Genomic DNA, 25,028 nt, shown 5'->3' on the forward strand with positions numbered 1-25,028 from the left:
CGCGGGCAGGCGTCGCAGCCGTTCGTCGCCAACTTGGTGACGCAGGTCGACGTGGTGGAGGCTGGCGGTCTGCCGCTGCCCGTGACCATCAACGGCAGTGAGGATCGCGCCGACCATGCCGAAAACGCCTGGGTCTGCTCGCCCATCACCACGTACGGCCGCTATGCGGCGGAAGAATCCGAGCGATTGATGCCGCGCATGCTGCGGCCGGTGCTGCGCGGCGCCATTGGCCTGGCCGATGCGTGGATGCGGCATGCGCAGCTCGACCGTGCGGTGGCCGTCAACAACTGGCTGGTCAGTACGAACCTGTATCCATCGGCGGCGGCCTTCGATCTGGAAGCGCTCGCGCGAACATGCCGCGAGCGCTGGCCGGACCGCGCGATCTGGCTGCGTTCGCTCAACACGATCCAGCACGCCGACTGGCTGCGCGCCGCCACGGCTGCCGGCTTCGATTTGATCCCCACGCGGCAGGTCTATCTGTTCCTGCAGTTGCAGCGTGCGTCGCGCGTGTCGGAACTGCGTCGCGATCTGCGGCGGGACCTCAAGCTGCTCGACGCGACGCCGCTGACCTTCGTGCCGCACGACGCCTTGACCGACACCGACTTCGCGCAGGCCGAGCGGCTCTATGCGCAGCTCTATCTCGACAAGTATTCCGCGCTGAACCCGCGTTACACCGCAGCGTTTCTTCGCGCGTGGCACGCGGCAGGGCTGCTCGAATGCGCGGGTTTTCGGGATGCGCAGGGCGTGCTGCGCGCGGTGGTCGGCGTGTTTGGGCAAGGGCCGTTGCTGACCGCGCCCATCGTCGGCTACGACACGACGTGGCCCCAGCAAGCAGGGCTGTATCGCCTGCTGATGGCGCACGTGCTGCGCCTGACCATCACGCGCGATGCCGAGTTGAACCTGAGCGCTGGCGCCGCGCACTTCAAGCGCCTGCGCGGAGGCGTGCCGGCCATCGAGATGAGCGCCGTCTACTGCAGGCATCTGCCACCCGCCACGCGCCGCGCCGTCGCCGTGCTGCGCACCCTCACCACCCGGATCGGCGTGCCGATCATGCAACGCTTTCAGTTATGACTGCCTGGAACGCCACGCTGCTGCGCGGCTGGTATCCCGTCGCCGAGGCGAACCGCCTGCGCGACAAACCGATGCACGTGACCGTGTTTGGCCGCGCGGTGGTGCTCGCGCGCTTGCCCTCCAGCGGCTTGCTTGCGCTGGACGATCGCTGCCCGCATCGGCATGTGCCGTTGTCCGACGGCCAGCTCGTTGGCGAGACACTGCAGTGCAAATACCACGGTTGGACGTTCGGCGCCGACGGCCGCTGCACCACCATGCCGGGCCTGTGCCCAGGCGCCGCCGTGCCCGCCGTGCAAGTGAATGCGTGGCAGGTGTTCGAGCACGACGGGCTGATCTGGATGAGTGCACGGCCGCCGGGCGAAGCTGCGCCTGCGGCCTTGCCGGCGTTCCTGCAGCGCTTGCCGCCCGGCAGCCGCCGCTTTCTGTGGAGCACGCTGTGGCAGGCACGCCCCGCCGACGCGCTGGAGAATTTTCTTGACCCGCTGCACACGCATCTCGTGCATCCGGGTCTCGTGCGCAGCCATGGCGCGCGCCAGCCGATGACGGTGACCGTCGCCCAGTCGGCAGATGGCCTGCAGGTCGACTACGCCGGCCAGCCGCAGCAAAGCGGTCTGCTGTACCGCCTGTTCGAATCGCCGCGCACGATGGAGCGTGCGCATTTCGGTATCGCCGCGCCTTCCACCGCCCAGCTCGAATACCGCTACGCCAACGGCAGTGCGCTGTATTTCACGCTGCACTTCACGCCCGAAGACGAGATGCGCACGCGCCTGTTCGCCACGCTGCATGTGGAAAACCGCTGGGCGCCGGCCTGGGCCGTGCGCTGGCTCGTCTGGCCGTTCCTGTATCGCGTGGCGGAGCAGGACCGCCGCATCGTGGAAGCGCAGGCCGCCAACAGCGCACGCTTTGGCCGGCAGGACGGCATGTCGACCGAACTCGATCTCGTGCGGCCGATGCTGGATGCGGTGTGGATGCCGAACGGCAAGCCGGTGGAGGCCGGCGAGCGCGTGATGCAGATGTGGCTGTAGCGCCGCGCTGCTACATCGACCGCCCGTCGAAGTGGGTGACCGGCACACTGGCCAAATCGATGTCTTCCAGACAGCGCACGTTGACGGCAATCATGGGCGTGCCGTCGGGCATGACGCCCTCGGCATACGGATGGATGCCGCAGGTGGGGCAGAAGCGGTGCTTGATGACGTGCTTGCGGAAGAGGTAGGTGCTTGCGTTGTCTTCCGGCGTCAGCAGCCGCACCTTGTCGCGCGCCACGAACCACAGCAGCGAGCCCTTGCGCTGACAGATGGAGCAGTTGCACGCCATCGCGCTTTCCGGATGGCCTTCGACTTCGAATGCGACCTTGCCGCAGTGGCAGCTTCCCTTGTGTGTCATGCCGGTCTCCTGTGATGTCGTTTTGTGGCGGGCTTGGCGCGGTCCACTATAGGCGAGCCGGTTTGGGAGCGGCGCCCCGGTTTCTCGGGAATCGCCCTAGGTCTACGCGGCCGCATGCCGATGCGACAATCGCCGCGAGTCGGTCAAGCGACCGCGCCACACGGACTGCCGCGCCTTGACGGCGGCCGCGTCATGAGGAGCCATCATGCATCGCCATCGTCCTGTTGCTGTGATTCGAGCGATTTCCGCTGCCGCTATCTTTGCCGCCGGTGTCGGCGCGTTTGCGCAAGTGCCAGAACCGGCGGCGGCATCGGCTCCGGCCTCGGCACCGCCGCTTGCGGCGCAGATCGTCAACATGGGCGGCATGACGCCGGACGAAATCGGCCCCGTCATCGCCGAGATGGGTACGCTGCGCACCAAGACGCTGGTCACGGCGGCCAACGGCACGGTGGGCGTCCAGGTCGGTACCGTCGCCAAGCACACGCATACGTACGCCGACGAAATCCAGTACGTGATGTCGGGCACGGCCACCGTCTGGCTCGACAGCGCGCCGCGGGAAGTCCGGGCGGGCGATCTGGTCGTGATTCCGCGCGGCGTGGTGCACGGAACACTGACCACCAGCCCGGATTTCAAGTCGATGGCGATCAAGCTGCCGCCGCAGCGTGCGGGCGATACGCACAAGGTGCCGTGATATCTGCGTCGTGATTGGCGACGGGTTGGCCTGGGTCAGGGAAGGATAAAAACACCATCCCTTACAATGGCGCCCTCCTCAAGAGTCCATCGCCATGTCCGCCCCGCTCGCCAACGACACCTTCCTGCGCGCCCTGCGCCGCCAGCCGACCGACTACACCCCGCTGTGGCTGATGCGCCAGGCGGGCCGCTATCTGCCTGAGTACAACGCCACGCGTGCGCGGGCCGGCAGCTTCCTCGGCTTGGCCAAGTCGCCTGCGTACGCGACGGAAGTGACGCTGCAGCCGCTGGACCGCTACCCCTTGGACGCGGCAATCCTGTTCTCCGACATCCTGACCGTGCCCGACGCCATGGGCCTGGGGCTGTCGTTCGCGCAAGGCGAGGGGCCGCGCTTTGCCAAGCCGGTGCGCACGGAAGCCGATGTGGCGGCGCTGTCCGTGCCGGACATGTCGTCGCTGCAATACGTGTTTGACGCCGTGGCGGAAATCCGCCGTGCGCTCGTCCAGGACGGCCGCCAGCGGGTGCCGCTCATCGGCTTCTCGGGCAGCCCGTGGACGCTCGCCTGCTACATGGTCGAAGGCGGCGGTTCGGACGACTTCCGCACCGTCAAGTCGATGCTCTACGCGCGCCCGGACCTGATGCACCGCATCCTGGAGATCAACGCGCAGGCCGTGATCGACTATCTGAATGCACAGATCGATGCAGGCGCACAGGCTGTGCAGGTGTTCGATACCTGGGGCGGAGCGCTGGCCGATGGCATCTACCAGGAGTTTTCGCTGGCCTACATGGCCCGCGTGGTGAAGGGTATTCGCCCCGGGGCCGACGGCCAGCGCGTGCCGGTCATCCTGTTCACCAAGGGCGGCGGCCTGTGGCTCGAAGGCATGGCCGAGACCGGTGCTGACGCGCTGGGCGTGGACTGGACCGTCAACCTGCAGCGCGCTCGCCAGCGAACGGCGGGCCGCGTCGCCTTGCAAGGCAACCTGGACCCCACCGTGCTGTTTGCCGAGCCGGAGGCGATTCGCGCGCAAGCGCGCCGCGTGCTGGAAGACTACGCAGCCGGCGGTGGCAGCGATGGCCACATCTTCAACCTCGGCCACGGCATCTCGCAGTTCACCCCGCCCGAAGCCGTATCGGTGCTGGTGGAGGAGGTGCACAGCTTCAGCCGCGCGCTGCGGTCGAAAGCGAAGTAACACGATCAAGATCAATGCTGCAGTGCGATAGCGTTTGAATCGTGCCGCAATAGTGCGTGAAGTCGGGGGCACGGGTGGAATCTTCGCCGCTTTGGTGCAGTAGGGGTGAGTGACTACTCGCGTGCCGGTGGCCCCATCTGGCCCCAACGGGGTGTCAAGCGATTTATTTCGCGCTTTCTGGTGCGTAAGCCGGCTGTCAAGACTTGACTTATGCACAAAGCTGTCGCGGCTGGTTCTTTCCGCGGCGCAACAGGGGCGGCTCTGTGCACGCACCGCATAAGTGTTTGATTTTTCTGAAAGAAAGCCGCGTGCGCGTAAATCGTGCAAGCTAGAAAAACAGCGCGTCTACCGGCCTTCGCGGGCGCAGCGGCCGACTTTTCAACAAAGTTATCCACAGGCCGTGTGGATAGGCCGGAAAACGGTCGCCGATCAGGGCGCCAAGGCATAAACCTCAAGTAGTACTTGAACATTGAACCGACCATGGCAATGGCTGTGAAGGCAAGGTGAGATGGGCAAGACGCATTTCCCAGGTGCAGGATGCGCCGCTGCATCGCAACAAACTCTTTGCAATTCAACCGTTTGCGCCAAGCATGACCACCGCCCACGTCGACGCCGCGTTTTCTGATGCCCAGGTGTCGGCTGCCATTGCGCGTGTGGTGATCGATACACCGCTCGATGCCGTGTTCGATTACCGGTGCGGGCAACCTGTGCTGGTTGGGCAGCTCGTGGTGGTGCCGTTCGGCAACAGGCGGGTGGTGGCGTTGGTGGTCGAAACTGCCGCAACCACCGATGTTCCGCAAGAAAAGCTGCGCGATGTGGAGCGGGTGCTGGCCTGGGTGCCGCCGCTCGACGCCGAATGGCGGGCGCTCGCCGAATTTGCTGCCGGTTACTACCACCGTGCGCTCGGCGAGGTGACGTTGCCCGCGTTGCCGCCGTTGTGGCGCACGCCGGGCAGCTGGGACAACCTCGCCCGGCAGGCCAACGAAACCGTCTACGTGATGTTTGAACCGGCGCGGGCCGCGTTGCTCGACAGCGTTCCGAAACGTGCGTCCGGCGCCATGCGCCTGGCCGAAGCACTGACCGGCGATGGCGAGCTGTCCACCAGCGCCGCCGTTGAATTGCACGGGCAAGCCGTCGCCAAGCTGCGGGACTGGACGACCGTCGGCTGGCTGCGCGCAGAACTGCGGCCGAAGGCGCTGCTGCCGCAACCGCTCGAGCTGCCGGCGCCTTCCGTCGCGCCCGCCCTGAACGACGAACAGGCCGCCGCCGTGGCGGCCATCGCCCAGGCCGGGGCGGCGGGTACCTTCAGCCCCTTCCTATTGTTTGGCGTGACCGGAAGCGGCAAGACCGAGGTCTACCTGCACGCCATCGCCGACGCCTTGGCGCGCGACCCCGCCGCGCAGGTCCTGATGCTGGTGCCCGAGATCAACCTGACGCCGCAGCTGGAGGCGCGCATTGCGGCGCGTTTTCCCGGCGTGCCCATGGCCGCGCTGCACAGCGGTCTGGCCGAACAGCCGCGCGCGCTGAACTGGCTGGCCGCGCATCGCGGTGAAGCGCGCATCGTGCTCGGCACGCGGCTGGCGATGCTGGCGTCGCTGCCCAACCTCGCGCTCATCCTTGTCGATGAGGAGCACGACACGTCGTACAAGCAGCAGGAGGGTCTGCGTTATTCCGCACGCGACCTGGCGCTATGGCGTGCCAAGCAGCGCAACATCCCCGTGGTACTGGGCTCTGCCACGCCGTCGCTGGAAACCTGGTGGCGCGCCGAGCAGACGGCTACGACGCGCCTGACGCTCTCGCAACGCGCGCAGGCAGAAGCGGTGCTGCCGCGCGTGTCGCTCATCGACCTGAACCTGGAGCGCCGCGCCGGGCGTGCGATTCGTGATGGGCTGTCCAAACCGCTCGTCGATGCGATTGCCGATCGCCTGGCGCGCGGCGAACAAAGCCTGCTGTTCCTCAACCGCCGCGGCTACGCGCCTGTGCTGTCCTGCGACGCCTGCGGCTGGCTGTCGGGCTGTCCGCGCTGCTCGGCGTACCTGGTGCTGCACAAGCCGGAGCGGCGCCTGCGCTGTCACCACTGCGGGTACGAATCGCGCATTCCGCATCACTGCCCCGACTGCGGCAACGTCGACATCGCCCCGCTCGGGCGCGGCACCCAGCGCATTGAAGAAACGCTCGGCGAGCTGTTTCCGCAGGCCCGCGTCGCCCGCATCGACGCCGATTCCACCCGCCGCAAGGGCAGCGCCGAAGCGCTGTTCGACACCGTGCACGAAGGCGGCGTCGACATCCTGATCGGCACGCAGATGGTCGCCAAGGGGCACGACTTCCAGCGCGTGACGCTGGTGGGCGTGGTCGCGCCCGATTCCTCGCTGTTCTCGCACGACTTCCGCGCGGGAGAGCATCTCTTTGCCTCGCTGATGCAGGTGGCGGGCCGCGCGGGCCGGGCCGGCTTGGCCGGCGAGGTGCTGATTCAGACGCGGTATCCCGACGCACCGGCGCTGCAGGCGCTGGTTCGGCACGACTACGACGGTTTTGCGCGCCAGCTGCTGCGGGAGCGCAAACAGGCCGGGCTGCCGCCGTTTGCCTATCAGGCGTTGTTGACCGCAGAGCACAAGGAAGTCGCACGCGCGCTGGAGTTTTTGGGCGCCGCGCGTTCGGCTGGTGAAGCCTTGGCCGCTGAATTGGGCGCGCCGGTGTTTTTGCATGATCCGGTGCCGATGACGATGGTGCGCCTGGCCAACCGCGAGCGGGCGCAGTTGCTGGTGGAATCGGGTTCTCGCGCGGCTTTGCAGAAGCTGTTGACTGCCTGGACTGAGGGGTTTGCGGGGATTGGCAAGACTGTGAAGGGGGTGCGGTGGCAGTTGGAGATTGATCCTTTGAGGATTTGAGCGTTGGTGGTCCACCTCCCTTTCGTTCCCTGCCGGGACCGACTCACTTTTCTTTGTCTTGCCAAAGAAAAGTAAGCAAACAGAAGGCGCGCCCGAGATGGCGAAAAGATTCCTTGAATTTGCGTAACCGGGCGGAGGTGGGGAAAACTCGCTGCGCTCAGACAGTTCCCCACCTTTTTTCCGCCCGCTTACGAAAATTCAAGGCGCCATCAAGGGCTCAACGTCAAAAGAAAAAGGCCAACCCGTCGCGAGGTTGGCCTTGTCTTTTGGGCTTGTGTCCAGATGGTGTGGCTTTTGTCCTTTGACTTTCCTGCCCTAGATGGCGCCTTGAATTTCTGTTGCAGGGAGGAAAAAGAGGGGGAAACTGTCTGAGCGAAGCGAGTTTTTCCCGTCTCCGCCCGGTTACGGAAATTCAAGGAATCTTTCGCCATCTCGGGCGCGCCTTTCTTTTGCCTACCTTTCTTTGGCCAAGACCAAAAGAAAGTAAGTCAGCCCCGGCAGGGGATGAAACAAGCGATGCACCACCAAGCCCCATCCCCAAAATACAAAAAAAACTCAAACAGCCCTAAACGCCTTCCGAGCCGCCTCAAACGTCGCATCCAAGATCGCATCATCATGCGTCGCCGACACAAACCCGGCCTCAAACGCAGACGGCGCCAGATACACACCCTGATCCAACATCGCATGGAAGAACGCATTGAAGCGACCAACATCGCTCTTGGTCACTTCAGCAAAGCTCGTCGGTACGCCTTCACGGAAGTAGATGCCGAACATGCCGCCAACGCTGTCCGCGGCAAACGGCACGCCAACTTCACGTGCGATATCGGCCAGCCCATCCACCAGCTTGCGCGTCTGCGCGGCCAGCCGGTCATGGAAACCATCCGCCGCAATCAGCCGCAACGTGGTGAGCCCGGCCGCCACGGCCAGCGGATTTCCCGACAGCGTCCCGGCCTGGTACACGTTGCCCAGCGGCGCCAGGAATCCCATGATGTCGCGGCGGCCGCCAAACGCGGCGGCCGGCATGCCCCCGCCGATGACCTTGCCCAGGCACGTCAGGTCCGGCTTGATGCCGTACAGTGCCTGCGCGCAACCGAGCGCGACGCGAAAGCCGGTCATCACCTCGTCAAAGATCAGCACGGCGCCGTGCTCGGTACACAGCGAACGCATGGCCTGGTGGAATTCGTTGCTGCCACGCACGAGGTTCATGTTGCCGGCCACCGGCTCGACGATCACGGCCGCGATTTCCTTGCCGTGGCGGGCAAAGGCCTCACGCAGCGCGGCGACGTCGTTGTACGGCAGCACCATCGTGTGCTTGACCACGTCTTCCGGCACGCCGGCGGAAGACGGCGCGTTCTGCGTCGTATCGGCAAACGTCAGCAGGCCCGAACCGGCCTTGACCAGCAGGCTGTCGGCGTGACCGTGGTAGCAGCCTTCGAACTTGACGATCAGGTCACGCCCGGTAAAGCCGCGCGCCAGGCGCAGGGCGCTCATGGTGGCCTCGGTACCCGACGACACGAGCCGCACCTGCTCGATCGACGGCACGAGCTTGCAGATTTCCTCGGCCATGACGACTTCGGCCTCGGTGGGCGCGCCAAACGAGAAGCTGTCAGCGGCGACGTCCTGCACGGCACGGACGACCTCCGGATGCGCGTGCCCGACGATCATCGGGCCCCACGAGCCGACGTAGTCGATATAGCGGGTGCGTCCGCGTCCCACAGGTACGGGCCGGCTGCCTTGGCAATGAAGCGCGGGGTGCCGCCCACCGAGCGGAAGGCGCGCACCGGCGAGTTCACCCCGCCGGGAATGGTCTTCTGGGCACGTTCAAACAGGGCAGCGCTGCGGGAGGAAGTCGACATGGAGGATGTTGGAAGAGAGCGTTGCGCCGAGCAGAACTGTGCTGGGGCGCGGTTTAAGGGCGGTTCGAGGCGATTATGTGGTGGTTTGCCGCAGATCCGGGTTGGATGCAGTCAAACAGCATGTCTGCCCGGCGCCTGTTCTGGCGTAGCCGAGCGTGATTCGGTACCATCTGGCCTGCCATTTTAATAGACGGAACCACCGAAGCTTTGCCCTATGGAACAACAGATTGAATACAAGACGTGGATGTGCCTGATTTGCGGCTGGATCTACGACGAAGAACAAGGCGCCCCGGACGACGGCATTGCGCCCGGCACGAAGTGGGAAGACGTGCCCATCAATTGGACGTGCCCGGAATGCGGCGCACGCAAGGAAGATTTCGAAATGGTGCAGATCTGATCCGGATCTGACCTGTCTCCCGTCAGCAAGTGAGTGTTTGCCCTCTTGCTGACAGCCAAGTATCAGGAAGTGACGGTTCGATGAATCGGCTCGTCGCTTCCATGCCACAAGCGCTCGGCGGACGGCCGGCGCCATTGACGGCGAATAGGTGACTTGTCACACTTCGTCAAATTCTGAGCTTCACACTTCATAAGCGGGCCGGGGGGCGTAGTTTTGAAGTCGTCGCCAGCGTGGGCCCTTTCCGTTTGGAGGGCACGCTGCGCGGCGATTTGCCGCGATCCATCCGGTCAGAATGTCGTGGCGACCCGTGGTCGCGCACTGCGAGAACATGATGCAATCCGCGCGGGTGGAACAACTGGCTGACTCCCAACCGCTGGCGAACTCTCCGCTGGCGCATTCCCTGACAGGCTGCAAGGTGCTGGTAATCGACGATTCCAGCACCATTCGCCGTACCGCGCAGATTTTCCTCACCCAGGCCGGGTGCCAGGTCGTGCTGGCCGAAGACGGCTTCGACGCACTGGCCAAGGTGGGTGACCTGAAGCCCGATCTCGTGTTCTGCGACATCCTGATGCCGAATCTCGACGGCTACCAGACCTGCTCGCTGATCAAGAAAAGCCCAAAGTTTCATGCCACGCCTGTGATCATGCTGTCTTCGCGCGACGGAATTTTCGACCGCGCGCGGGGCAAGTCGGTCGGGGCGGTGGACCATCTCGCCAAGCCGTTCTCGAAGGAAGCGCTGCTGGAGGCGGTCCAGACGCATTTGCCGGTGGCGCCAGCCGCCGCGCAGTGATGGCATCTCTCTTAACGAAGGACTGTTTGTATGGCAATCAAGAAAGTGTTGGTGGTCGATGATTCTCCGACCGAAGCGCTGCACTTGTCGGAGATTCTCGGCAAGAACGGTTTCAAGGTGACGGTCGCTGCCGATAGCGAGCAAGCCATGACCAAGCTCGAAGCCGAAACCTTCGACCTGATCCTGATGGATGTGGTGATGCCGGGCCAGAACGGCTACCAGGCGACCCGCGCCATCAAGAAGGATGAGCGCTTCCAGGGCATCCCCGTGATCATGTGCACGACCAAGGGCCTGGAGACCGACCGCGTGTGGGGCATGCGCCAGGGCGCATCGGACTACATCGTCAAGCCGGTCAAGGCCGAAGAGCTGCTCGAGAAGATCGCCAAGCTGGCGCAGTGATCCTGCGGCAGTTCGTTTAGAAGCGCGACGTCAAGACCGCGCGCAGCAAAGAACCAGCACCGGACAAGAGCCAGACGTGAACGAACAGCGCACCAACCTGACCTCCCGCCAGCGCCTGCATGAATACCAGGCGATGCTGGCCCGCCGCCTGCAGGAGGCGCGCGCCAAGTCGTCGACGGAAGGCTTTCTGGGCGTGCAGATCGGCGAGCACCACTGGCTGCTGTCGCTGACCGAAACCGGCGAGGTGCTGGACTACCAGCCGCCCGCGCGCGTGCCGCTCACGCAGCCGTGGTACCTCGGTCTCGTGAATGCGCGCGGCAATCTGCTCGGCGTGATCGATTTCGGCCTGTTCTGCGGTGAAGCGCCGACGGGTAGTGGCAGCGGCGCCAAGATCGTGGTGCTGTCCAAAGACCCGCAGCGTGCGTGCGCCATCGTCGTGCCGCGCGTGGCCGGCCTGCGCAGTCTGAGCGATCTGCAGCCCGCGGAAGCCACGGTGGAAGAGGGGCGGCCTTGGTTGGGACGCGCCTGGCGCGACGTGCACGGCACGCAGTGGCGCGAACTCGATGTGCGGCAGTTGCTGGCCGATCCGGCGTTCCTGCAGGTCGGCCGCAGCCGCGCATAAAGCGATCGGGCAATCAGGCCGTAGAGCCTTAGAGCAAACAAGAAAGATTGGGCACGCCGCAACGGGAGCGGGGTGCGCAGGGGCAAGAGGCGGTGCGTGGCGCGTGCAACAGGGCGCGCCAGGTGGCCAAGTGTATTCACAGGCACCGCCGAAGGTGCGTACCACGCCGGGTAGAACAAGGCGCGGACGCGGACGGGAAATCCATGCGGCTGATCTCGACAGAACGAGACGGCAGCATCGACAAGAAAAGAGGGTCCTATGGGGTTCAAGTGGTTCAACGCAGGTCGCCGTGCCGGTCAGGCAGGGGCGCCGGAGGTTGCAGCGGAGGGCGCGTCGGCGGCTTCCGTGCAGTTGGCGCAGTTGGACAATGCGCCCCATACGGATGACGACAATCCCGCTGGCCCGCCCACGCAGCTGGGCCGCTCGCCCATGGACGCCGTGGTCGGCTGGATGGAGCGCGTGCCGTTTGCCGCCCAGCAGCGCGTGTTCACGATCGGCCTGGTGGTCGGTCTGCTGGCCCTGCTGATCTCGGTGTACCTGGATAACCGCCAGGCCAACAACGGTTCGGTGCAGATTGAAATTGCCGGTGACACGCTGATGCACTCGCAGCGTCTGGCCAAGGCGGTGCCGGTGGCGCTGCTGGGTAACACCAACGCATTCGCGCAGCTCAAGGAAAGCCGCGCGCGTCTGCAGGAAAACCTCGATGCGCTGAAGAACGGCAATTCCGAGCGCGGCGTGCGCGCCTCGGGTGGCGAGGCCGAAGCGCTGCTCGACAAGTCGATCGAAGAGTGGAAGCGCAGCGACAAGAGCGCCCAGGCCATTCTGGCGCAGGAAAAGACGCTGGTGGCGGTGGGTAAGACGCTGAACGTGTTCAACGCGTCGAACCCCGAACTGCTGGAAGAAGCCGAGCAGATCTCGTCGATGAAGCTGCAGACCAACGCGCCGGCCCGTGAAGTGGCCGCCTCGTCGCAGCTGGTGATGTTGACGCAGCGTCTGGGTAAGAACATGAACGAGTTCCTGGCCGGCGAAGGCGTGAACCCGGAAACGGCGTTCCTGCTCGGTAAGGACACCAACACCTTCCGCGAAACCCTGAACGGCCTGCTCAACGGCTCGGAAGCACTGCGCCTGTCGGCCGCCACCGATGCCGAGACGAAGGGCTACCTGCAAGAGCTGTCGACCCGCTTCGACAACGTGCAGAAGACCACGCAGATCATTCTGGAAAACCTGCCGGGCCTGATCGCCGCCAAGCGCGCCCAGCAGCAGATCTTCAACGACAACGAAAAGCTGCGTGCCGACCTGTCGGACCTGCAGTCTGCCTATGCCGGCAGCGTGCGCAGCCGCCCGGTGACGCTCGGTGCGGTGGTGCTGTCCGCCATCCTGACCGTGGTCTGCCTGGCCGGCCTGGCCGCCCTGTACCTGCGCGATTCGCGTGTGCGTACGATGGAAGCAGAAGCCCGTCAGCGCGAAGCTGAAGAGCGCCGGATGGTGGAAAAGCGCAACAACGACTCCACCCAGGCTGCAATTCTGCGTCTGATGAACGAACTGCAGGACATTGCAGACGGTGACTTGACCAAGCAGGCCACCGTGTCGGAAGACATTACTGGCGCCATCGCCGACTCGGTGAACTACACCGTGGAAGAACTGCGCGAGCTGGTCGGCCGGGTGCAGCAGACGGCCGAGCAGGTGACGCAGGCATCGTCGGCGGTGCAGACCACGTCGGAAAGCCTCGTGGCCGCATCGGAAGAACAGTCGCGCCAGATTCGCCAGACCGGCCAGTCGGTGGTGGAGATGGCGGACCGCATTACGCAGGTCTCGCGCGGCGCTGCCGAATCGGCCAACGTTGCACGCGCCTCGCTGGCCGCTGCGGAGCAAGGTCAGCAAGCCGTGCAGAACGCCATCACGGGCATGAACGACATCCGTGACCAGATTCAGGAAACCTCGAAGCGGATCAAGCGCCTGGGCGAATCGTCGCAGGAGATCGGTGAAATCGTGGAGCTGATCTCGGACATTACCGAGCAGACCAACGTGCTGGCACTGAACGCTGCCATCCAGGCGGCATCCGCTGGTGAAGCCGGCCGCGGCTTCTCGGTGGTGGCAGAAGAAGTGCAGCGCCTGGCAGAACGTTCCGCCGAGGCAGCCAAGCAGATCGGCGCGCTGATCCGCACGATTCAGACCGACACGCAAGACGCGGTGCACGCCATGGAGCGCAGCACGGCGGGTGTGGTGGAAGGGGCGAAGCTGTCCGATAACGCCGGTGCCGCACTGGTGGAGATCGGTCGCGTGTCGCGCCAGCTTGCCGAACTGATTGAGAGCATTTCGCAGACGACGTCGCACGAAGCGACACTGGCTTCGGATGTTGCGCAGAACATTGAACAGATCCTGCACATCACGGAACAGACGTCGACCGGTACGCGCCAGACCGCGCAGTCGGTGCGCCAGCTCACGCAGCTTGCCGAAGAACTGCGTGACTCGGTGGCGCGGTTCCGCATCGCCTGATCTCGTCACCTCTGGATTTCGGGCGGGAACGCCGAAGGGGCCACCCCGGGGCAATCGCGGCAACCGCCACCTGCTTTTTGGAAGCACACATGCGTCATCAATCTTCCGCCCAGCCCGAATCCGCCTCTGTCGAGGCGGTGGGAGCCGCCGCCGGGCGTCAGAATTCCGTCCCGAAGCCCGCTGTGCCCGCGCGTGATCTTTCCGCGCTGGCGTGGGTGGCGCCTAACATGCGCGCCGCGCTGGACGATGCCGTGCGCGAGTTCGGCGAATATGCGGCCGATGTGATCGCCGATCCGGAGGTCATCGGTGCGCGCGATACGACGTCGCTGCGCCTGGCCGGCCAGTATCTGCACCAGGCCGCCGGCGCGCTGCTGATCGTCGGCCTGCGTGGTGTCGACGTGTATTGCCAGGCCGCCAAGCGGCTGCTCGAGGCTGTCGATGCAGGCACCGTCGCCGCCGACGCCCAGACGCTGGACGTGTTCTCGCGCGCCGTGCAGGCGCTGCAGGAATACGTGGCCGACCTGATGGCCGGCATGGCCGAAGAGCCGCTGCGCCTGTTCCAGCCGTATCAAGCCGTGCTCGCCCGCCTGGGCGAGGAACGCATTCACCCGGCCGACCTGTGGGCTGATGAACTGCGCCACCTGCCGGCGCTGCTGCTGCCCTCGCGCGATCTGCCGGGGCTGGCGCGTCTGCGTCGCAAGTTCGAACTCGCATTGCTGACTGCGCTGCGTGCGCCGGCCTCCAACGCCGACGGTGCACAGGTGGACCCGTCCGCCGCCGCTGCGGCCTATGCTCCGCTGGAAGACCTGCTGCATGGCATCCGCGCGCTGGAGCGTGAACCGCGCCGCGCCGGGGACGATCTGCAGCGCGATCTGTGGCTCGTGCTGGCCCTGACCTTTGGCGCCCTGCGTGCCGGCCTCGTGCCGGCCGATATGACCGCCAAGCGCCTCGCGGCACGCGTCAACCTGCTGTTGCGCCAGTATTCGCACAACAACGTCCACCTGCCGCAAGGCCTGCTGACCGACGCGCTGTATTTGCTCGCCGGCATGGCGTACAGCAACGCGCCCGCAACGCCGGTAGGCGACGATACGCTGGGCCAGGACATCGTGGCCTGCGTGCAGGCCTTTGCGATTCCGCCCACGCATGCGCCTGCCGGCGCACTGCACACACGCCAGTACTACGCATTGCTGCCGACCGACGCCAGCGACACGCTGCAACGCGTCGGCCGCTCGCTCGAAACGCTGAGCCAACAACCCGCGCCTGCTGCCGACGAGCTCGACGCTGCACTGCAGACGCTGGCGCTGCATGCCAATGCGCTGGGCCAGCCGGCTCTGTCCGACCTGTCGAACCGCCTGACCGAAGCGGCTGGGCAGGACGTGGCGCCCACACTACAATTCCTGTCGCGCATGCTTGCGCGCCCCTGGGCCCTGCATGGCGAATCTGGCGACTTGCGCAGCGCGTGGTTTGCCGCCCGCTGCAGCGAGCTGGCCGAACACGCCCGCGCCACGCAAGACGGTCACGCCGTGCCGGCGCCGGCCTGGTTGACGCTGCTGGCCGAAGAAGCTGCACAACGCCGCACGCGCGCCGAGCAGGTTCGCGCGCTGCAAACGCTATTGGCCTCTGCCGAAACGCACCTCGACGCTTTCGAGCGCGAGGGCGAAGAAAGCGGCGGCCTGCAGGAAGCGGCCCGCCTGTTCGGCGAGATGCAGAGCGCCTTTGCCGCACTCGACGCCTATGAGGCCGTGCACGCCACGGAAGCCGCGCAATCGACCATCAACGCGCTGCAAGCGGCAGGCGAGGGTGCCACGGCTGATCGCGAACGCTACCTGGCTGCGCTGGCCGCCAACGTCAGCGGTTTGCAGGCCCTGCTCGATGCGCTATCCGGCGGCACGGAGTTGACCGGCGGCCAGATCGACGAGATCGTCATCGAAGGCCAGCTGACGCCGACGGAGCGCGAAACCGCATGGCGCGAGTTCGCCTTCGATACCGAATCCGGCATGCTGGCCCGCCGCGAGCCGCAATCCGAAACGCAGGCCGATGCAGACATCGCCAATGCCGATGCCGCATCGCCGCTGCAATCGCTGCTCGATCGTCTGCTGGCCAAGCAGCCGGTCGACCCGGCCGACCCGCTCGCCGCGGAGTTGCGCACGGCGCTGCAGGAGGCGCGTGACGCCGCCGCCATCGACGACGATCCGGCGCGCCGCCGTCGCCTGGAAGAGGCGCTGGCCCAGTTCGACGCGTGGCAGGTTGGCAGCGTCGGCGCGCTTGAACGCATGCAGGCCGCATTGGCCGCACCGGCCGCCGTGCCTACCGCTGCCGCCGCGCCTGCGCCTGCTGCCGTGCGGGATACGCAATCCATCGATGCCGAGCTGCTCGACATCTTCCTGTCTGAAGCAGAAGAAGTGCTGGCCGGCGTGCGCGCCGATCTGCAGGGCTTGCAGGCCGCTGCCGACATGGGAACGGGCGGCCTGGCTGCCGGCTCTGATCTCGACTTGCTGACGCATCTGCGTCGCGCGTTCCACACGCTCAAGGGATCGGGCCGGATGGTCGGCCTCACGCGCTATGGCGAAGCTGCGTGGGCCATCGAGCAGGTGATGAATGTCTGGCTCGCCGAAAGCCGTGTGCCGACGCATGACCTCGCCGCGCTGCTGACGCGCGCCGAGTCGGAGCTGTCGACGTGGGCCGCTGCCATTGCGCAATCACCGCAAGCCGATCACGCGATTGAACCGCTGGTTGCCGCCGCAGAGCGTGTGCGCCATGGCGGCCCGTTCGTGTGGCTGGAGGCCGTGCCTGAAGCGCAGGCCGCTCCGGAACACGTTGCGCCCCAAACACCCGAAGTACCGGCCGTGGAAACCGCATCGCATGACGTCGATGCGGTGCAGCCGCTGGAGTTGGCTGCGCCGGATGTGCCCGTTGCGGAAGCCGAAGAACCGGCCGCTTTCACGTGGGATGACGAACCTGCGCTGCCCGAAGTCGAGGCGCCGATGCCCGAGGCCACCGCACCGGTGATCGAGCATGAGGCAGTCGAGCCGGTTGCCGGGCCCGTCGAAGAGACGCTTCAGGAAGCGGCCGCTGAACCGGTTGCCGCCGCCGATGCTGACGCCGATGCCAAGGTGATCCCGTTCCCGTTCGCGCAGACGGGCGAGCCGGAGGAAGCCCCGCACGACGATGGCGTGAAGGAGATTGGTCCGGTCCGCATCAGCGTCGCGCTGTACAACGTCTACCTGCAGGAAGCCGATGATCTGATCCGGCGCCTGGGCGTGGATTTCTCGGAGTGGCGCCACGAAGGCCGCACGCCGCCGAGCGAGCTGGCCCTGCGCGCCGCGCACACGCTGCAAGGCAGCTCCGCCGTGGTCGAACTGGAGCCCGTGCGCCAGTTGGCTGGCGCGCTGGAGCAGGTGCTGCTGAACCTGAACAGCCGCCCGGTGGCGATGCATCCGGGCGACTTCCGCCTGCTCGATCAAGCCGTCGAGCGCATGCGCGGCATGCTGCATCAATTTGCCGCCAGCCTCTGGCCCGACGCCGACGAGCCCCTGCGCCGCAGCCTGGACGAACTCTGCGAGCGCCTGCTCGTGCGTCCGCGCCTGCCGCTGGAGCCGGCGCCTGCCGCCTTTACCGAAGCCGAACAAGCCGAGAACGAAACCGCTGGACTGGCTGGCGAGCCTGCGTTCGAGCCGGCGGAAGTCACGCCGACGTTCGTGCCGTCGCTGGTGCCCGTGCACGAGCCGCCGGTCGCCGAGCCGGCCGTGGGCGAACTGGTCCGCCAGGCGCCGACCGATGCGCTCGACCCCGCGCTGCTGGAAATCTTCCTGGAGGAAGCGCACGTTGCGCTGCCCGAACTGGGCCAGCACCTGCGTGCCTGGGAAGCCGCGCCGCAGGACCGCAATGCCGCCGGCCTGCTGCTGCGCAATCTGCACACCGTCAAGGGCAGTGCGCGCATGGCTGGCGCCATGACGCTGGGTCAGGCCGCGCACGAAATGGAAAGCGCGATTGAAGGCGGCCTGCGCCAGAACCGCGTGGACGACGCGCTGTTCCGCAAGCTTTACGTCTGGTTTGACCGCATTCAGGCGCACGTTGATGCGCTCGGCGCGGGCAACGTGCTGCCGCTCGATGCCGGCCTTGCCGATGCAGCCGATGCGCAGCAGACGGCCGCCGATGCGCAGGCATCGTCTTCCGCGTCGATGCTGCCGGCAGTTGCAGTCTCGACCAGCGTTGATCTGACCGGCACGCGCAGCCCCGAAGCCGAGGCGCTGGAAGTGGCCGAACGTCAGCGCGCGATGGTGCGCGTGCAGGCGCGGGCGCTCGATTCGCTCATCAACGATGCAGGTGAAGTCGGTGCGGCGCGTGCGCGCCTGGAGTCGGAAGTCGATGCGCTCAAGACCTATCTGTCGGAACTGAACGACAACGTGGCGCGTTTGCGCGCGCAGGTGCGCGAGATCGAAATCCAGGCCGAAACGCAGATGGAGTCGCGCATTGCCGATGCCGCTGCGCACGATGAATCGTTCGACCCGCTGGAGTTCGACCGTTTCACGCGCTTGCAGGAACTTACGCGGATGATGGCCGAGTCCGTCAACGACGTGGCGACGGTGCAGCAGAACTTGTTCCGCGGTTTTGATCAGGCGTCGCTCGATCTGGAAACGCAGGCGCGCCTCACGCGCGGTCTGCAGCGCAGCCTGATGCGTGCGCGCATGGTGCAGTTCGATACCGTGGCCGACCGTCTGTATCGTGTGGCCCGCCAGGCCGCGGCGGAAACCGGCAAGGAAGTCCGGCTGTTCATCAAGGGCGGTACGGTGGAACTGGATCGCAGCGTGCTGGACCGCATGGGCGGCCCGCTCGAACACATGATCCGGAACGCCGTCGCGCACGGTATTGAATCCGCCGATGAGCGCCGCGCCAAGGGAAAGGCTCCCGCCGGCGAACTGACGCTGGAAGTGCAGCAGGAAGGTAACGAAGTCGTGCTGCACTTCGTCGACGACGGTGCCGGGCTCAATCTCGACCGCATCCGCGCCCGTGCATTGGAGCGTCAACTGCTGGCCGCCGATGAGGAAGCCAGCGACGCGCGCCTCACCGAGATGATCTTTACGCCGGGTTTCTCCACTGCCGATCAGGTGTCGGAACTGGCCGGCCGCGGCGTCGGCATGGACGTGGTGCGTGCGGAAACCGTGGCCCTGGGCGGCCGGATCTCGCTGCAGACCACGCCGGAAGTCGGCACGCGCTTCACCATCCACCTGCCGCTCACCACCGCGATCACGCAGGTGCTGCTGGTGCGTGTGAGCGAGCGTGTGTACGCGATTCCGTCGGGCATGATCGACCACGTGCAGCAGTTGCGCCCGCAGGCGCTGGCCGAGGCGTACAACGCGGCCGCGCTGCAGCTGCCGACCGGGCCTGTGCCATTCCACTACTTTGGTGCGCTGCTTGAAGAAGCGACGTCTGTCACGGGTGGGCGCAAGTACTCGCCGGCCGTGGTGGTGCGCAACGGTGCCGAGCGCGCCGCCGTGCACGTCGACGAAGTGATCGGCAACCGCGAAGTGGTGGTCAAGCACATCGGCCCGCACCTCGCGCGTCTGGAAGGGATTGCCGGTGCCACCACGTTGGGCGACGGCGAGATCGTGCTGATCTACAACCCCGTGGTGCTCACGCAGCGCTTCGAGCGCGAAGCCGCCGCACGCAGCCTGTCCGATCAGGAAACGACGGGCGCCGTGGCAGAGCTGCACCGCGATGGCAGCACCGATGCCGTGCCTGGCCTGGGGACACAGCCGATCGTCATGGTGGTCGACGATTCGCTCACCGTGCGCAAGGTCACGCAGCGTCTGCTCACGCGCTCCGGCTACCAGGCCGTGCTCGCACGTGACGGTGTGGATGCGCTGCGTCAGTTGCAGGAGATCACGCCTGACGCGATGCTCGTCGACATCGAAATGCCGCACATGGACGGCTTCGACCTCACGCGCAACGTACGTGCGGACGAACGCATCGGCGCCACGCCGATCATCATGATCACCTCGCGTACGGCGGACAAGCACCGCCGTTACGCAGCGGAGATCGGCGTGAACGTCTACCTCGGTAAGCCGTACAACGAAGAGGAACTGCTGCAGCATCTGCGCAACCTCATCGGCGAGCGTGCGCCGGCGGCCAACGCCGGCTGACGACACGCCTCGCAGAAACAACAACGGGCCGGTAACACACCGGCGTTGTTTTTGGCGCGTGGCGATCTTCAATCGTCGGGGCTGGCCTTGCTGAGTGCCGCGGCCTCGGCGCCCGATGTGCGATGTGCCTTGGTGACGGCGTAGCGATCGAGCGTCGCGGCGCGCGCGGCCGCATGATCGACGATGGGCAGCGGATACGTCTCCCCCAGTACCACGCCTGCTTCCTTCAACACATTGGCCGGCGCTGTCCATGGCGCATGGATGTACTTGTCGGGCAGCTTCGCCAGTTGCGGAAGGTACTTGCGGATGAAGCGGCCTTGCGGATCGAACTTCTCCGATTGCGTGACCGGGTTGAAGATGCGGAACCACGGCTGCGCATCGCACCCGCTGGACGCCGCCCATTGCCAACCGCCGTTGTTGGCGGAAAAGTCGAAATCGTTGAGCACGTCAGCAAAATACTGTTCGCCGCGCCGCCAGTCGATGCCAAGGTCCTTGATGAGAAAACTGGCCGCCACCATGCGCAGGCGGTTGTGCATGTAGCCGCTCTGGAAAATCTGCAGCATGGCCGCATCGACCAGCGGATAGCCGGTGCGCGCATCCTTCCAGGCTTGGAAGCGCGCGTCGCCAGTGTCGCCGTCTACCCAGCGGATGCGATCGAATTCCGGATGGAACGCAGCGCCGTCGGCCAGATCGGGGCGATGGTGCAGGATCATGAAATAGAAATCCCGCCAGACCAGCTCCGACAGCCACGTCGCCGCGCCCCGGCTGCCGCGCAGCATGGCGGCGTGGGCGCGCGCGGCCAGCGTGCGGATCGACACGGTGCCAAAGCGCAAATGCGTTGACAGATAGCTGGGTCCGCGCACGGCAGGAAAGTCGCGGCGCGCATGGTAGTCGTCCATGCGCTCTTCAAACTCGTCGAGCAAGGTTTGCCCGCCCGACATGCCGCTGGGCAGGGCGATTTCCGACAGGTTGGTGCGTGCGAAGCCCATCGCTTCCAGCGCGGGCGTAGCCTGCGCGAGCGCCTGCGGCGGCTTGGCCAGCGCGCCGAAGTACGGCTCTGTGGGATACGCCCGCAAGTCAAACGGCGTCAGCGCGGCTAACCAGGCATTCTTGTAAGGCGTGAAGACGCCGTACGGTTTGCCTTGCCCGTTCAGGATTTCGTCGCGCTCGAAGATCACCTGATCCTTGAAGTCGAACCAGGCGCACGGCTGCTGGGCGAGCACTTTGCGCACCGCCTCATCGCGGGCCTGCGCGGATGGTTCTTCGTCATGGTTGGCGAAGACGGCCTCGATGTTCAACTTGCGGGCGATGTCGGGAATGGCTTGGCGAGGGTGGTCATGCACGACGATGAGGTCGCCGCCGGCCTCGCGCAGCGCGCTGCGCAGTTCCTCGACCGATGCGCGGATGAATTCGATGCGGCGGTCGGCCTTGAGCCCGCGCGCGAGCAGCGCGTCGAGGATGTCGCGGTCGAACACGAACACGCAATAGACCTGGCGGCAGTGCCGCAGGGCATAATGCAGCGCCGCGTGGTCGAAGTGCCGCAGATCGCGCCGGAACCACACCAGGCCTCGCTGGAAGTGCGCTCCGATGTTGTACGGCTGGCGGCTTGGGGCGGTTGAGGGCATCGGATGGAAATCGGTTGCTCTTTAGACTGGCGGAGCGTATCGCAAAAATCGCCCCTTTTTGTCTTGTTCACGTTGTTGTCATGGCTGATTCCTCTGCTCGTCTTCCGCTGTATCGCATCCTGCAATCCCAAGGCTTCGGCACGCGCCGCTATTGCAAGGACCTCGTCCTCGCTGGCCTGGTATTCATCAACGGCGTCGAGATGGAGAACCCCGACGCATTGGTCGATACCGCCGGCTTGGTGCTGGATGTCGACGGCGAGCGCTGGGTGTATCACGCCCGCGCCTATCTGATGCTGAACAAGCCGGCTGGCGTCGAGTGCTCGCAAAAGCCGAAACATCATCCGAGCGTGTACACGCTGCTGCCGGTGCCGTTGCGCGAGCGCGCCGTGCAGTGCGTCGGGCGGCTCGACCAGGACACCACGGGGCTGCTGCTGCTGACCGACGACGGCCAGTTCGTTCACACCATCACCAGCCCGCGTCACCAGGTGCCCAAGGTGTATGAAATCACCACCGCCGAGCCCGTGACCGATGCGCAGATCGCTCAGCTGTGCGCCGGCGTGCTGCTGGCTGACGAAAATGAAAACGTTGCCGCCGCCTGGGCCGAGCGCGTAGACACGCACCACCTGCGCATGGCGCTCACCCAGGGCAAATACCACCAAGTGAAACGCATGGTGGCCGCCGCCGGCAACCACGTGGCCGGATTGCACCGCAGCGCCATCGGCGGGTTGTCGCTCGGCGATCTGGCGCCTGGCGAGTGGCGCTGGCTGGAAGCCGTCGATCTGGAAGCGCTGAACACCACGCCGCCGCATGCAACCGAGTCAAGTGCCTGAGGCGGCACAATGCGCAATCCCAAAAAACCTTGCGCCGAGAGCCGATTCCTCCAAATGAGAGGGGCAGCGGCCGGGGGCTTTTGGTAAACTCCCCCTCATGGCCTCGCCTGACGCACTCATCAATCTCACGAATCAGTTCCTGATCGCTATGCCCGGCATGGCGGATTCGACGTTTTCGGGCACGGTTGTGTACATGTGCGAGCACAACGAGCGCGGCGCGCTCGGGCTCGTGATCAACCGGCCTATCGACATCGACTTGGCGACGCTGTTCGACAAGATCGACCTCAAGCTCGAAATCCATCCCCTCGCAGAACAATCCGTGTACTACGGCGGTCCGGTACAGACCGAGCGCGGCTTTGTGCTGCACGACGCCACAGGCGCGTATTCGTCGTCGCTGGCGGTGCCGGGCGGGCTGGAAATGACGACCTCCAAGGATGTGCTGGAAGCCGTGGCCCAGGGCGGCGGCCCACACCGCTTCATCCTGACGCTCGGGTATGCCGGCTGGAGCGCCGGTCAACTGGAAGACGAAATCAGCCGCAACGGCTGGCTGACCGTCCAGGCCGATCCCGAGATCATCTTCAACGTGCCTCCCGAAGCGCGGTTTGCCGCGGCGCTGAACCTGCTCGGCATCAACCCCGCCATGCTGTCGGGTGAGGCCGGGCATGCCTGAGCCGGCGCGTCCGGCCCCCGCTTCCATGCCCGCAGAAGGCACCTTGCTGGCATTCGATTACGGCGAAAAGCGCATTGGCGTGGCGCTCGGCAATTCCATCACGCGCTCGGCGCGGGCGCTGGAAACCATTCCGAACCGCTCGGCCGATTTCCGCTTCGCGCAGATCAGCCGGCTGGTGGGCGAATGGCAGCCCGTCGGCTTCGTGGTCGGCATGCCCGTCCACCCCGATGGCGAAGAGCAACCGATGATCAAGCTCGCCAAGCGCTTCGGCAATCAATTGCACGGCCGCTATGGCTTGCCGGTCACCTGGGTGGACGAGCGCTATTCGTCCATCGCCGCACAGGACGCCGGAGCTTCCGACGATGTGCTCGACGCAGAAGCCGCGCGCATCATCCTCCAACAGTTTTTCGACGAACACGCATGACATCGCAAGAGATCGATGCCGAGGCGCTGTACCAGAGCCTCGTTGCACAACTGCGCACGCGGCTGGCCGACGGCCACACCTGGTCGGTGGCCGGCATTGTCAGTGGCGGCGCCTGGATCGCCAGGCGGCTGGCGCATGACCTGGGCCTGCCGGAATACGGCGTCGTCAATGTTGCGATGCACCGCGACGACTACGCCAAGAAAGGCCTGCACGCCAAGGCACAACCCACCACGCTGCCGTTCGACGTGAACGAGCGCCGCATCCTGCTGGTGGACGACGTGCTGGCCAGCGGCCGCACCATCCGCGCGGCCATCAATGAACTGTTCGACTACGGCCGCCCGGCGGCGGTGGAGCTTGCCGTGCTGGTTGATCGCGGTGAACGTCAGTTGCCCGTTGCGCCGGATTACATCGGAGAGCGCATCACGCTGCCCGCCGATGAATCGCTCGTGCTGAGCGAGGCCGGCGAGGGCGCTGCCGCGCGCTTTACCTTCACGCGCGAGCCCAAGGGCACCTGACTTCAAGCGCGCACCGCCCCTGCTTTGACCTGACCTGTACTGACCTCGTCGCCTTTCGTTTCTCCATGCCCAAGACTTTTGCCAACCCGCAGCTCACGAAAAACGGCGAGCTTAAGCACCTGCTGTCGATCGAGGGACTGTCGCGCGACATCCTCACGCACGTGCTGGACACCGCGCAGCAGTTCGTGTCCGTATCGGATTCCGACCGCGAGGTGAAGAAGGTGCCGCTGCTGCGCGGCAAGAGCGTGTTCAACCTGTTCTTCGAGAACTCCACGCGCACGCGCACGACGTTCGAGATCGCGGCCAAGCGGCTGTCGGCGGACGTGATCAATCTGAACATCAATGCGTCGTCCACGAGCAAGGGCGAGTCGCTGCTCGACACGATCAACAACCTGTCGGCGATGCAGGCGGACATGTTTGTCGTGCGGCATGCCAGTTCCGGGGCGCCGTACCTGATCGCGGAGCACGTCGCGCCGCACGTGCATGTGATCAATGCAGGCGATGGCCGTCATGCGCACCCCACGCAGGGGCTGCTCGACATGTTCACCATCCGCCACTACAAGAAGGATTTCTCCAACCTGACGGTGGCCATCGTCGGTGACATCCTGCACTCGCGCGTGGCGCGTTCCGATATCCATGCGTTGACGACGCTGGGCTGCGCCGAAGTCCGTGCCATCGGCCCGCGCACGCTGCTGCCGGGCGGCCTGGAGCACATGGGCGTGCGCGTCTTCCACAACATGGAAGAGGGCCTGAAGGGCGTGGACGTGGTCATCATGCTGCGCCTGCAGAACGAGCGCATGAGCGGTGCGCTGCTGCCGTCCGCGCAGGAGTACTTCAAGGCCTACGGCCTCACGCAGGAGCGTCTGGCGCTGGCCAAGCCGGACGCCATCGTCATGCATCCGGGCCCGATGAACCGCGGCGTGGAGATCGACTCCGCCGTGGCCGACGGCGTGCAATCGGTGATCCTGAATCAGGTGACGTTCGGCATCGCCGTGCGCATGGCGGTCATGGGCATCGTGGCTGGCAACAACGACTAAGA

At 65.6% G+C, this 25,028-nt stretch carries 18 protein-coding genes and 1 pseudogene; 16 read left to right on the top strand and 3 right to left on the bottom strand.

The annotated features are described in order from the left end of the window. On the top strand, positions 1 to 1,071 hold a 1,071-nt coding region (locus tag FUT88_RS26255; RefSeq protein ID WP_186829264.1), incomplete at its 5' end, for a hypothetical protein. Next, positions 1,068 to 2,096 carry a Rieske 2Fe-2S domain-containing protein gene (locus FUT88_RS17005; RefSeq protein WP_147214711.1) on the top strand — a complete coding sequence of 343 codons (1,029 nt, stop codon included), beginning with the start codon at positions 1,068 to 1,070 and terminating at the stop codon, positions 2,094 to 2,096. The genes FUT88_RS26255 and FUT88_RS17005, both read left to right, overlap by 4 nt. Positions 2,097 to 2,106: 10 nt before the next feature. Here FUT88_RS17005 and FUT88_RS17010 read toward each other — a convergent pair whose 3' ends face one another. Further along, positions 2,107 to 2,454, bottom strand: a complete 348-nt coding sequence (locus FUT88_RS17010) for a GFA family protein (protein WP_147214712.1) — start codon at positions 2,452 to 2,454, stop codon at positions 2,107 to 2,109. A 205-nt stretch (positions 2,455 to 2,659) separates the two neighbouring features. Between FUT88_RS17010 and FUT88_RS17015 the strand changes: the two genes are divergently transcribed. The 3 genes from FUT88_RS17015 to FUT88_RS17025 all read left to right on the top strand — a co-directional run bounded on the left by FUT88_RS17015 (position 2,660) and on the right by FUT88_RS17025 (position 7,222). Further along, positions 2,660 to 3,145 (top strand): cupin domain-containing protein, encoded by a 486-nt coding sequence (locus FUT88_RS17015; RefSeq protein ID WP_147214713.1) that lies wholly within the window; start codon positions 2,660 to 2,662, stop codon positions 3,143 to 3,145. A gap of 94 nt (positions 3,146 to 3,239) precedes the next feature. Further along, positions 3,240 to 4,334 carry a uroporphyrinogen decarboxylase gene (gene hemE, locus FUT88_RS17020; RefSeq protein ID WP_147214714.1) on the top strand — a complete coding sequence of 365 codons (1,095 nt, stop codon included), beginning with the start codon at positions 3,240 to 3,242 and terminating at the stop codon, positions 4,332 to 4,334. A gap of 590 nt (positions 4,335 to 4,924) precedes the next feature. Next, entirely contained in the window at positions 4,925 to 7,222 is a 2,298-nt protein-coding gene (locus FUT88_RS17025) for a primosomal protein N' (RefSeq protein WP_147214715.1), read from the top strand. 555 nt (positions 7,223 to 7,777) lie between these two features. Here the strand turns inward: FUT88_RS17025 and hemL are convergent. Then, positions 7,778 to 9,078: pseudogene (gene hemL, locus FUT88_RS17040) on the bottom strand (glutamate-1-semialdehyde 2,1-aminomutase). Positions 9,079 to 9,292: 214 nt separating this feature from the next. On the opposite strand from hemL, the gene FUT88_RS17045 reads away from it, so the two are divergent. From FUT88_RS17045 to FUT88_RS17070, 6 genes are all read left to right on the top strand, one after another. After that, positions 9,293 to 9,475, top strand: coding sequence for a rubredoxin (locus tag FUT88_RS17045; protein WP_003261842.1), 183 nt, complete (start codon positions 9,293 to 9,295; stop codon positions 9,473 to 9,475). Positions 9,476 to 9,767: 292 nt separating this feature from the next. Further along, positions 9,768 to 10,265, top strand: coding sequence for a response regulator (locus FUT88_RS17050; protein ID WP_147216854.1), 498 nt, complete (start codon positions 9,768 to 9,770; stop codon positions 10,263 to 10,265). Positions 10,266 to 10,295: 30 nt separating this feature from the next. Beyond that, on the top strand, positions 10,296 to 10,664 hold the full coding sequence (locus FUT88_RS17055) for a PleD family two-component system response regulator (RefSeq protein WP_004629647.1): 369 nt from the start codon (positions 10,296 to 10,298) through the stop codon (positions 10,662 to 10,664). A 76-nt stretch (positions 10,665 to 10,740) separates the two neighbouring features. Beyond that, positions 10,741 to 11,286, top strand: a complete 546-nt coding sequence (locus tag FUT88_RS17060; protein WP_147216855.1) for a chemotaxis protein CheW — start codon at positions 10,741 to 10,743, stop codon at positions 11,284 to 11,286. 258 nt (positions 11,287 to 11,544) lie between these two features. Further along, a complete protein-coding gene (locus FUT88_RS17065) occupies positions 11,545 to 13,782 on the top strand; it encodes a methyl-accepting chemotaxis protein (RefSeq protein WP_102064666.1) in 2,238 nt (745 codons plus the stop codon). Between the two features lie 89 nt (positions 13,783 to 13,871). After that, the gene (locus FUT88_RS17070) at positions 13,872 to 19,925 is read left to right on the top strand and encodes an Hpt domain-containing protein (protein ID WP_147216857.1); all 6,054 of its coding nucleotides are present in this window, start codon (positions 13,872 to 13,874) and stop codon (positions 19,923 to 19,925) included. Between the two features lie 68 nt (positions 19,926 to 19,993). Here FUT88_RS17070 and FUT88_RS17075 read toward each other — a convergent pair whose 3' ends face one another. After that, complete coding sequence (locus FUT88_RS17075; protein ID WP_147216859.1) at positions 19,994 to 21,550, bottom strand: cryptochrome/photolyase family protein; 1,557 nt, start codon at positions 21,548 to 21,550, stop codon at positions 19,994 to 19,996. A gap of 80 nt (positions 21,551 to 21,630) precedes the next feature. Here FUT88_RS17075 and FUT88_RS17080 point away from each other — a divergent pair, with 80 nt between their 5' ends. From FUT88_RS17080 to FUT88_RS17100, 5 genes are all read left to right on the top strand, one after another. Continuing rightward, complete coding sequence (locus FUT88_RS17080) at positions 21,631 to 22,380, top strand: pseudouridine synthase (protein ID WP_147216861.1); 750 nt, start codon at positions 21,631 to 21,633, stop codon at positions 22,378 to 22,380. A gap of 97 nt (positions 22,381 to 22,477) precedes the next feature. Continuing rightward, positions 22,478 to 23,050, top strand: a complete 573-nt coding sequence (locus tag FUT88_RS17085) for a YqgE/AlgH family protein (protein ID WP_009238898.1) — start codon at positions 22,478 to 22,480, stop codon at positions 23,048 to 23,050. Next, positions 23,043 to 23,474, top strand: a complete 432-nt coding sequence (gene ruvX / locus FUT88_RS17090) for a Holliday junction resolvase RuvX (RefSeq protein ID WP_147216863.1) — start codon at positions 23,043 to 23,045, stop codon at positions 23,472 to 23,474. Before FUT88_RS17085 ends, ruvX begins: the two co-directional genes overlap by 8 nt. After that, positions 23,471 to 23,989 carry a bifunctional pyr operon transcriptional regulator/uracil phosphoribosyltransferase PyrR gene (gene pyrR, locus FUT88_RS17095; RefSeq protein WP_147216865.1) on the top strand — a complete coding sequence of 173 codons (519 nt, stop codon included), beginning with the start codon at positions 23,471 to 23,473 and terminating at the stop codon, positions 23,987 to 23,989. The genes ruvX and pyrR overlap by 4 nt, the downstream gene beginning before the upstream one ends. Before the next feature lie 65 nt (positions 23,990 to 24,054). Further along, the gene (locus FUT88_RS17100; protein ID WP_027678022.1) at positions 24,055 to 25,026 is read left to right on the top strand and encodes an aspartate carbamoyltransferase catalytic subunit; all 972 of its coding nucleotides are present in this window, start codon (positions 24,055 to 24,057) and stop codon (positions 25,024 to 25,026) included. The last annotated feature ends 2 nt before the right edge of the window (positions 25,027 to 25,028 follow it).

Origin of the sequence: Ralstonia sp. TCR112 (assembly GCF_007997035.1) — a bacterium.
Taxonomy (GTDB): domain Bacteria; phylum Pseudomonadota; class Gammaproteobacteria; order Burkholderiales; family Burkholderiaceae; genus Ralstonia; species Ralstonia edaphi.

Bases quoted from the DNA above. Each gene is read 5' to 3' on its own strand.
- FUT88_RS17005 (WP_147214711.1), top strand. From the start codon at position 1,068: ATGACTGCCTGGAACGCCACGCTGCTGCGCGGCTGGTATCCCGTCGCC.
- FUT88_RS17010 (WP_147214712.1), bottom strand. From the start codon at position 2,454: ATGACACACAAGGGAAGCTGCCACTGCGGCAAGGTCGCATTCGAAGTC.
- FUT88_RS17015 (WP_147214713.1), top strand. From the start codon at position 2,660: ATGCATCGCCATCGTCCTGTTGCTGTGATTCGAGCGATTTCCGCTGCC.
- hemE (WP_147214714.1), top strand. From the start codon at position 3,240: ATGTCCGCCCCGCTCGCCAACGACACCTTCCTGCGCGCCCTGCGCCGC.
- FUT88_RS17025 (WP_147214715.1), top strand. From the start codon at position 4,925: ATGACCACCGCCCACGTCGACGCCGCGTTTTCTGATGCCCAGGTGTCG.
- FUT88_RS17045 (WP_003261842.1), top strand. From the start codon at position 9,293: ATGGAACAACAGATTGAATACAAGACGTGGATGTGCCTGATTTGCGGC.
- FUT88_RS17050 (WP_147216854.1), top strand. From the start codon at position 9,768: ATGTCGTGGCGACCCGTGGTCGCGCACTGCGAGAACATGATGCAATCC.
- FUT88_RS17055 (WP_004629647.1), top strand. From the start codon at position 10,296: ATGGCAATCAAGAAAGTGTTGGTGGTCGATGATTCTCCGACCGAAGCG.
- FUT88_RS17065 (WP_102064666.1), top strand. From the start codon at position 11,545: ATGGGGTTCAAGTGGTTCAACGCAGGTCGCCGTGCCGGTCAGGCAGGG.
- FUT88_RS17070 (WP_147216857.1), top strand. From the start codon at position 13,872: ATGCGTCATCAATCTTCCGCCCAGCCCGAATCCGCCTCTGTCGAGGCG.
- FUT88_RS17075 (WP_147216859.1), bottom strand. From the start codon at position 21,550: ATGCCCTCAACCGCCCCAAGCCGCCAGCCGTACAACATCGGAGCGCAC.
- FUT88_RS17080 (WP_147216861.1), top strand. From the start codon at position 21,631: ATGGCTGATTCCTCTGCTCGTCTTCCGCTGTATCGCATCCTGCAATCC.
- FUT88_RS17085 (WP_009238898.1), top strand. From the start codon at position 22,478: ATGGCCTCGCCTGACGCACTCATCAATCTCACGAATCAGTTCCTGATC.
- ruvX (WP_147216863.1), top strand. From the start codon at position 23,043: ATGCCTGAGCCGGCGCGTCCGGCCCCCGCTTCCATGCCCGCAGAAGGC.
- pyrR (WP_147216865.1), top strand. From the start codon at position 23,471: ATGACATCGCAAGAGATCGATGCCGAGGCGCTGTACCAGAGCCTCGTT.
- FUT88_RS17100 (WP_027678022.1), top strand. From the start codon at position 24,055: ATGCCCAAGACTTTTGCCAACCCGCAGCTCACGAAAAACGGCGAGCTT.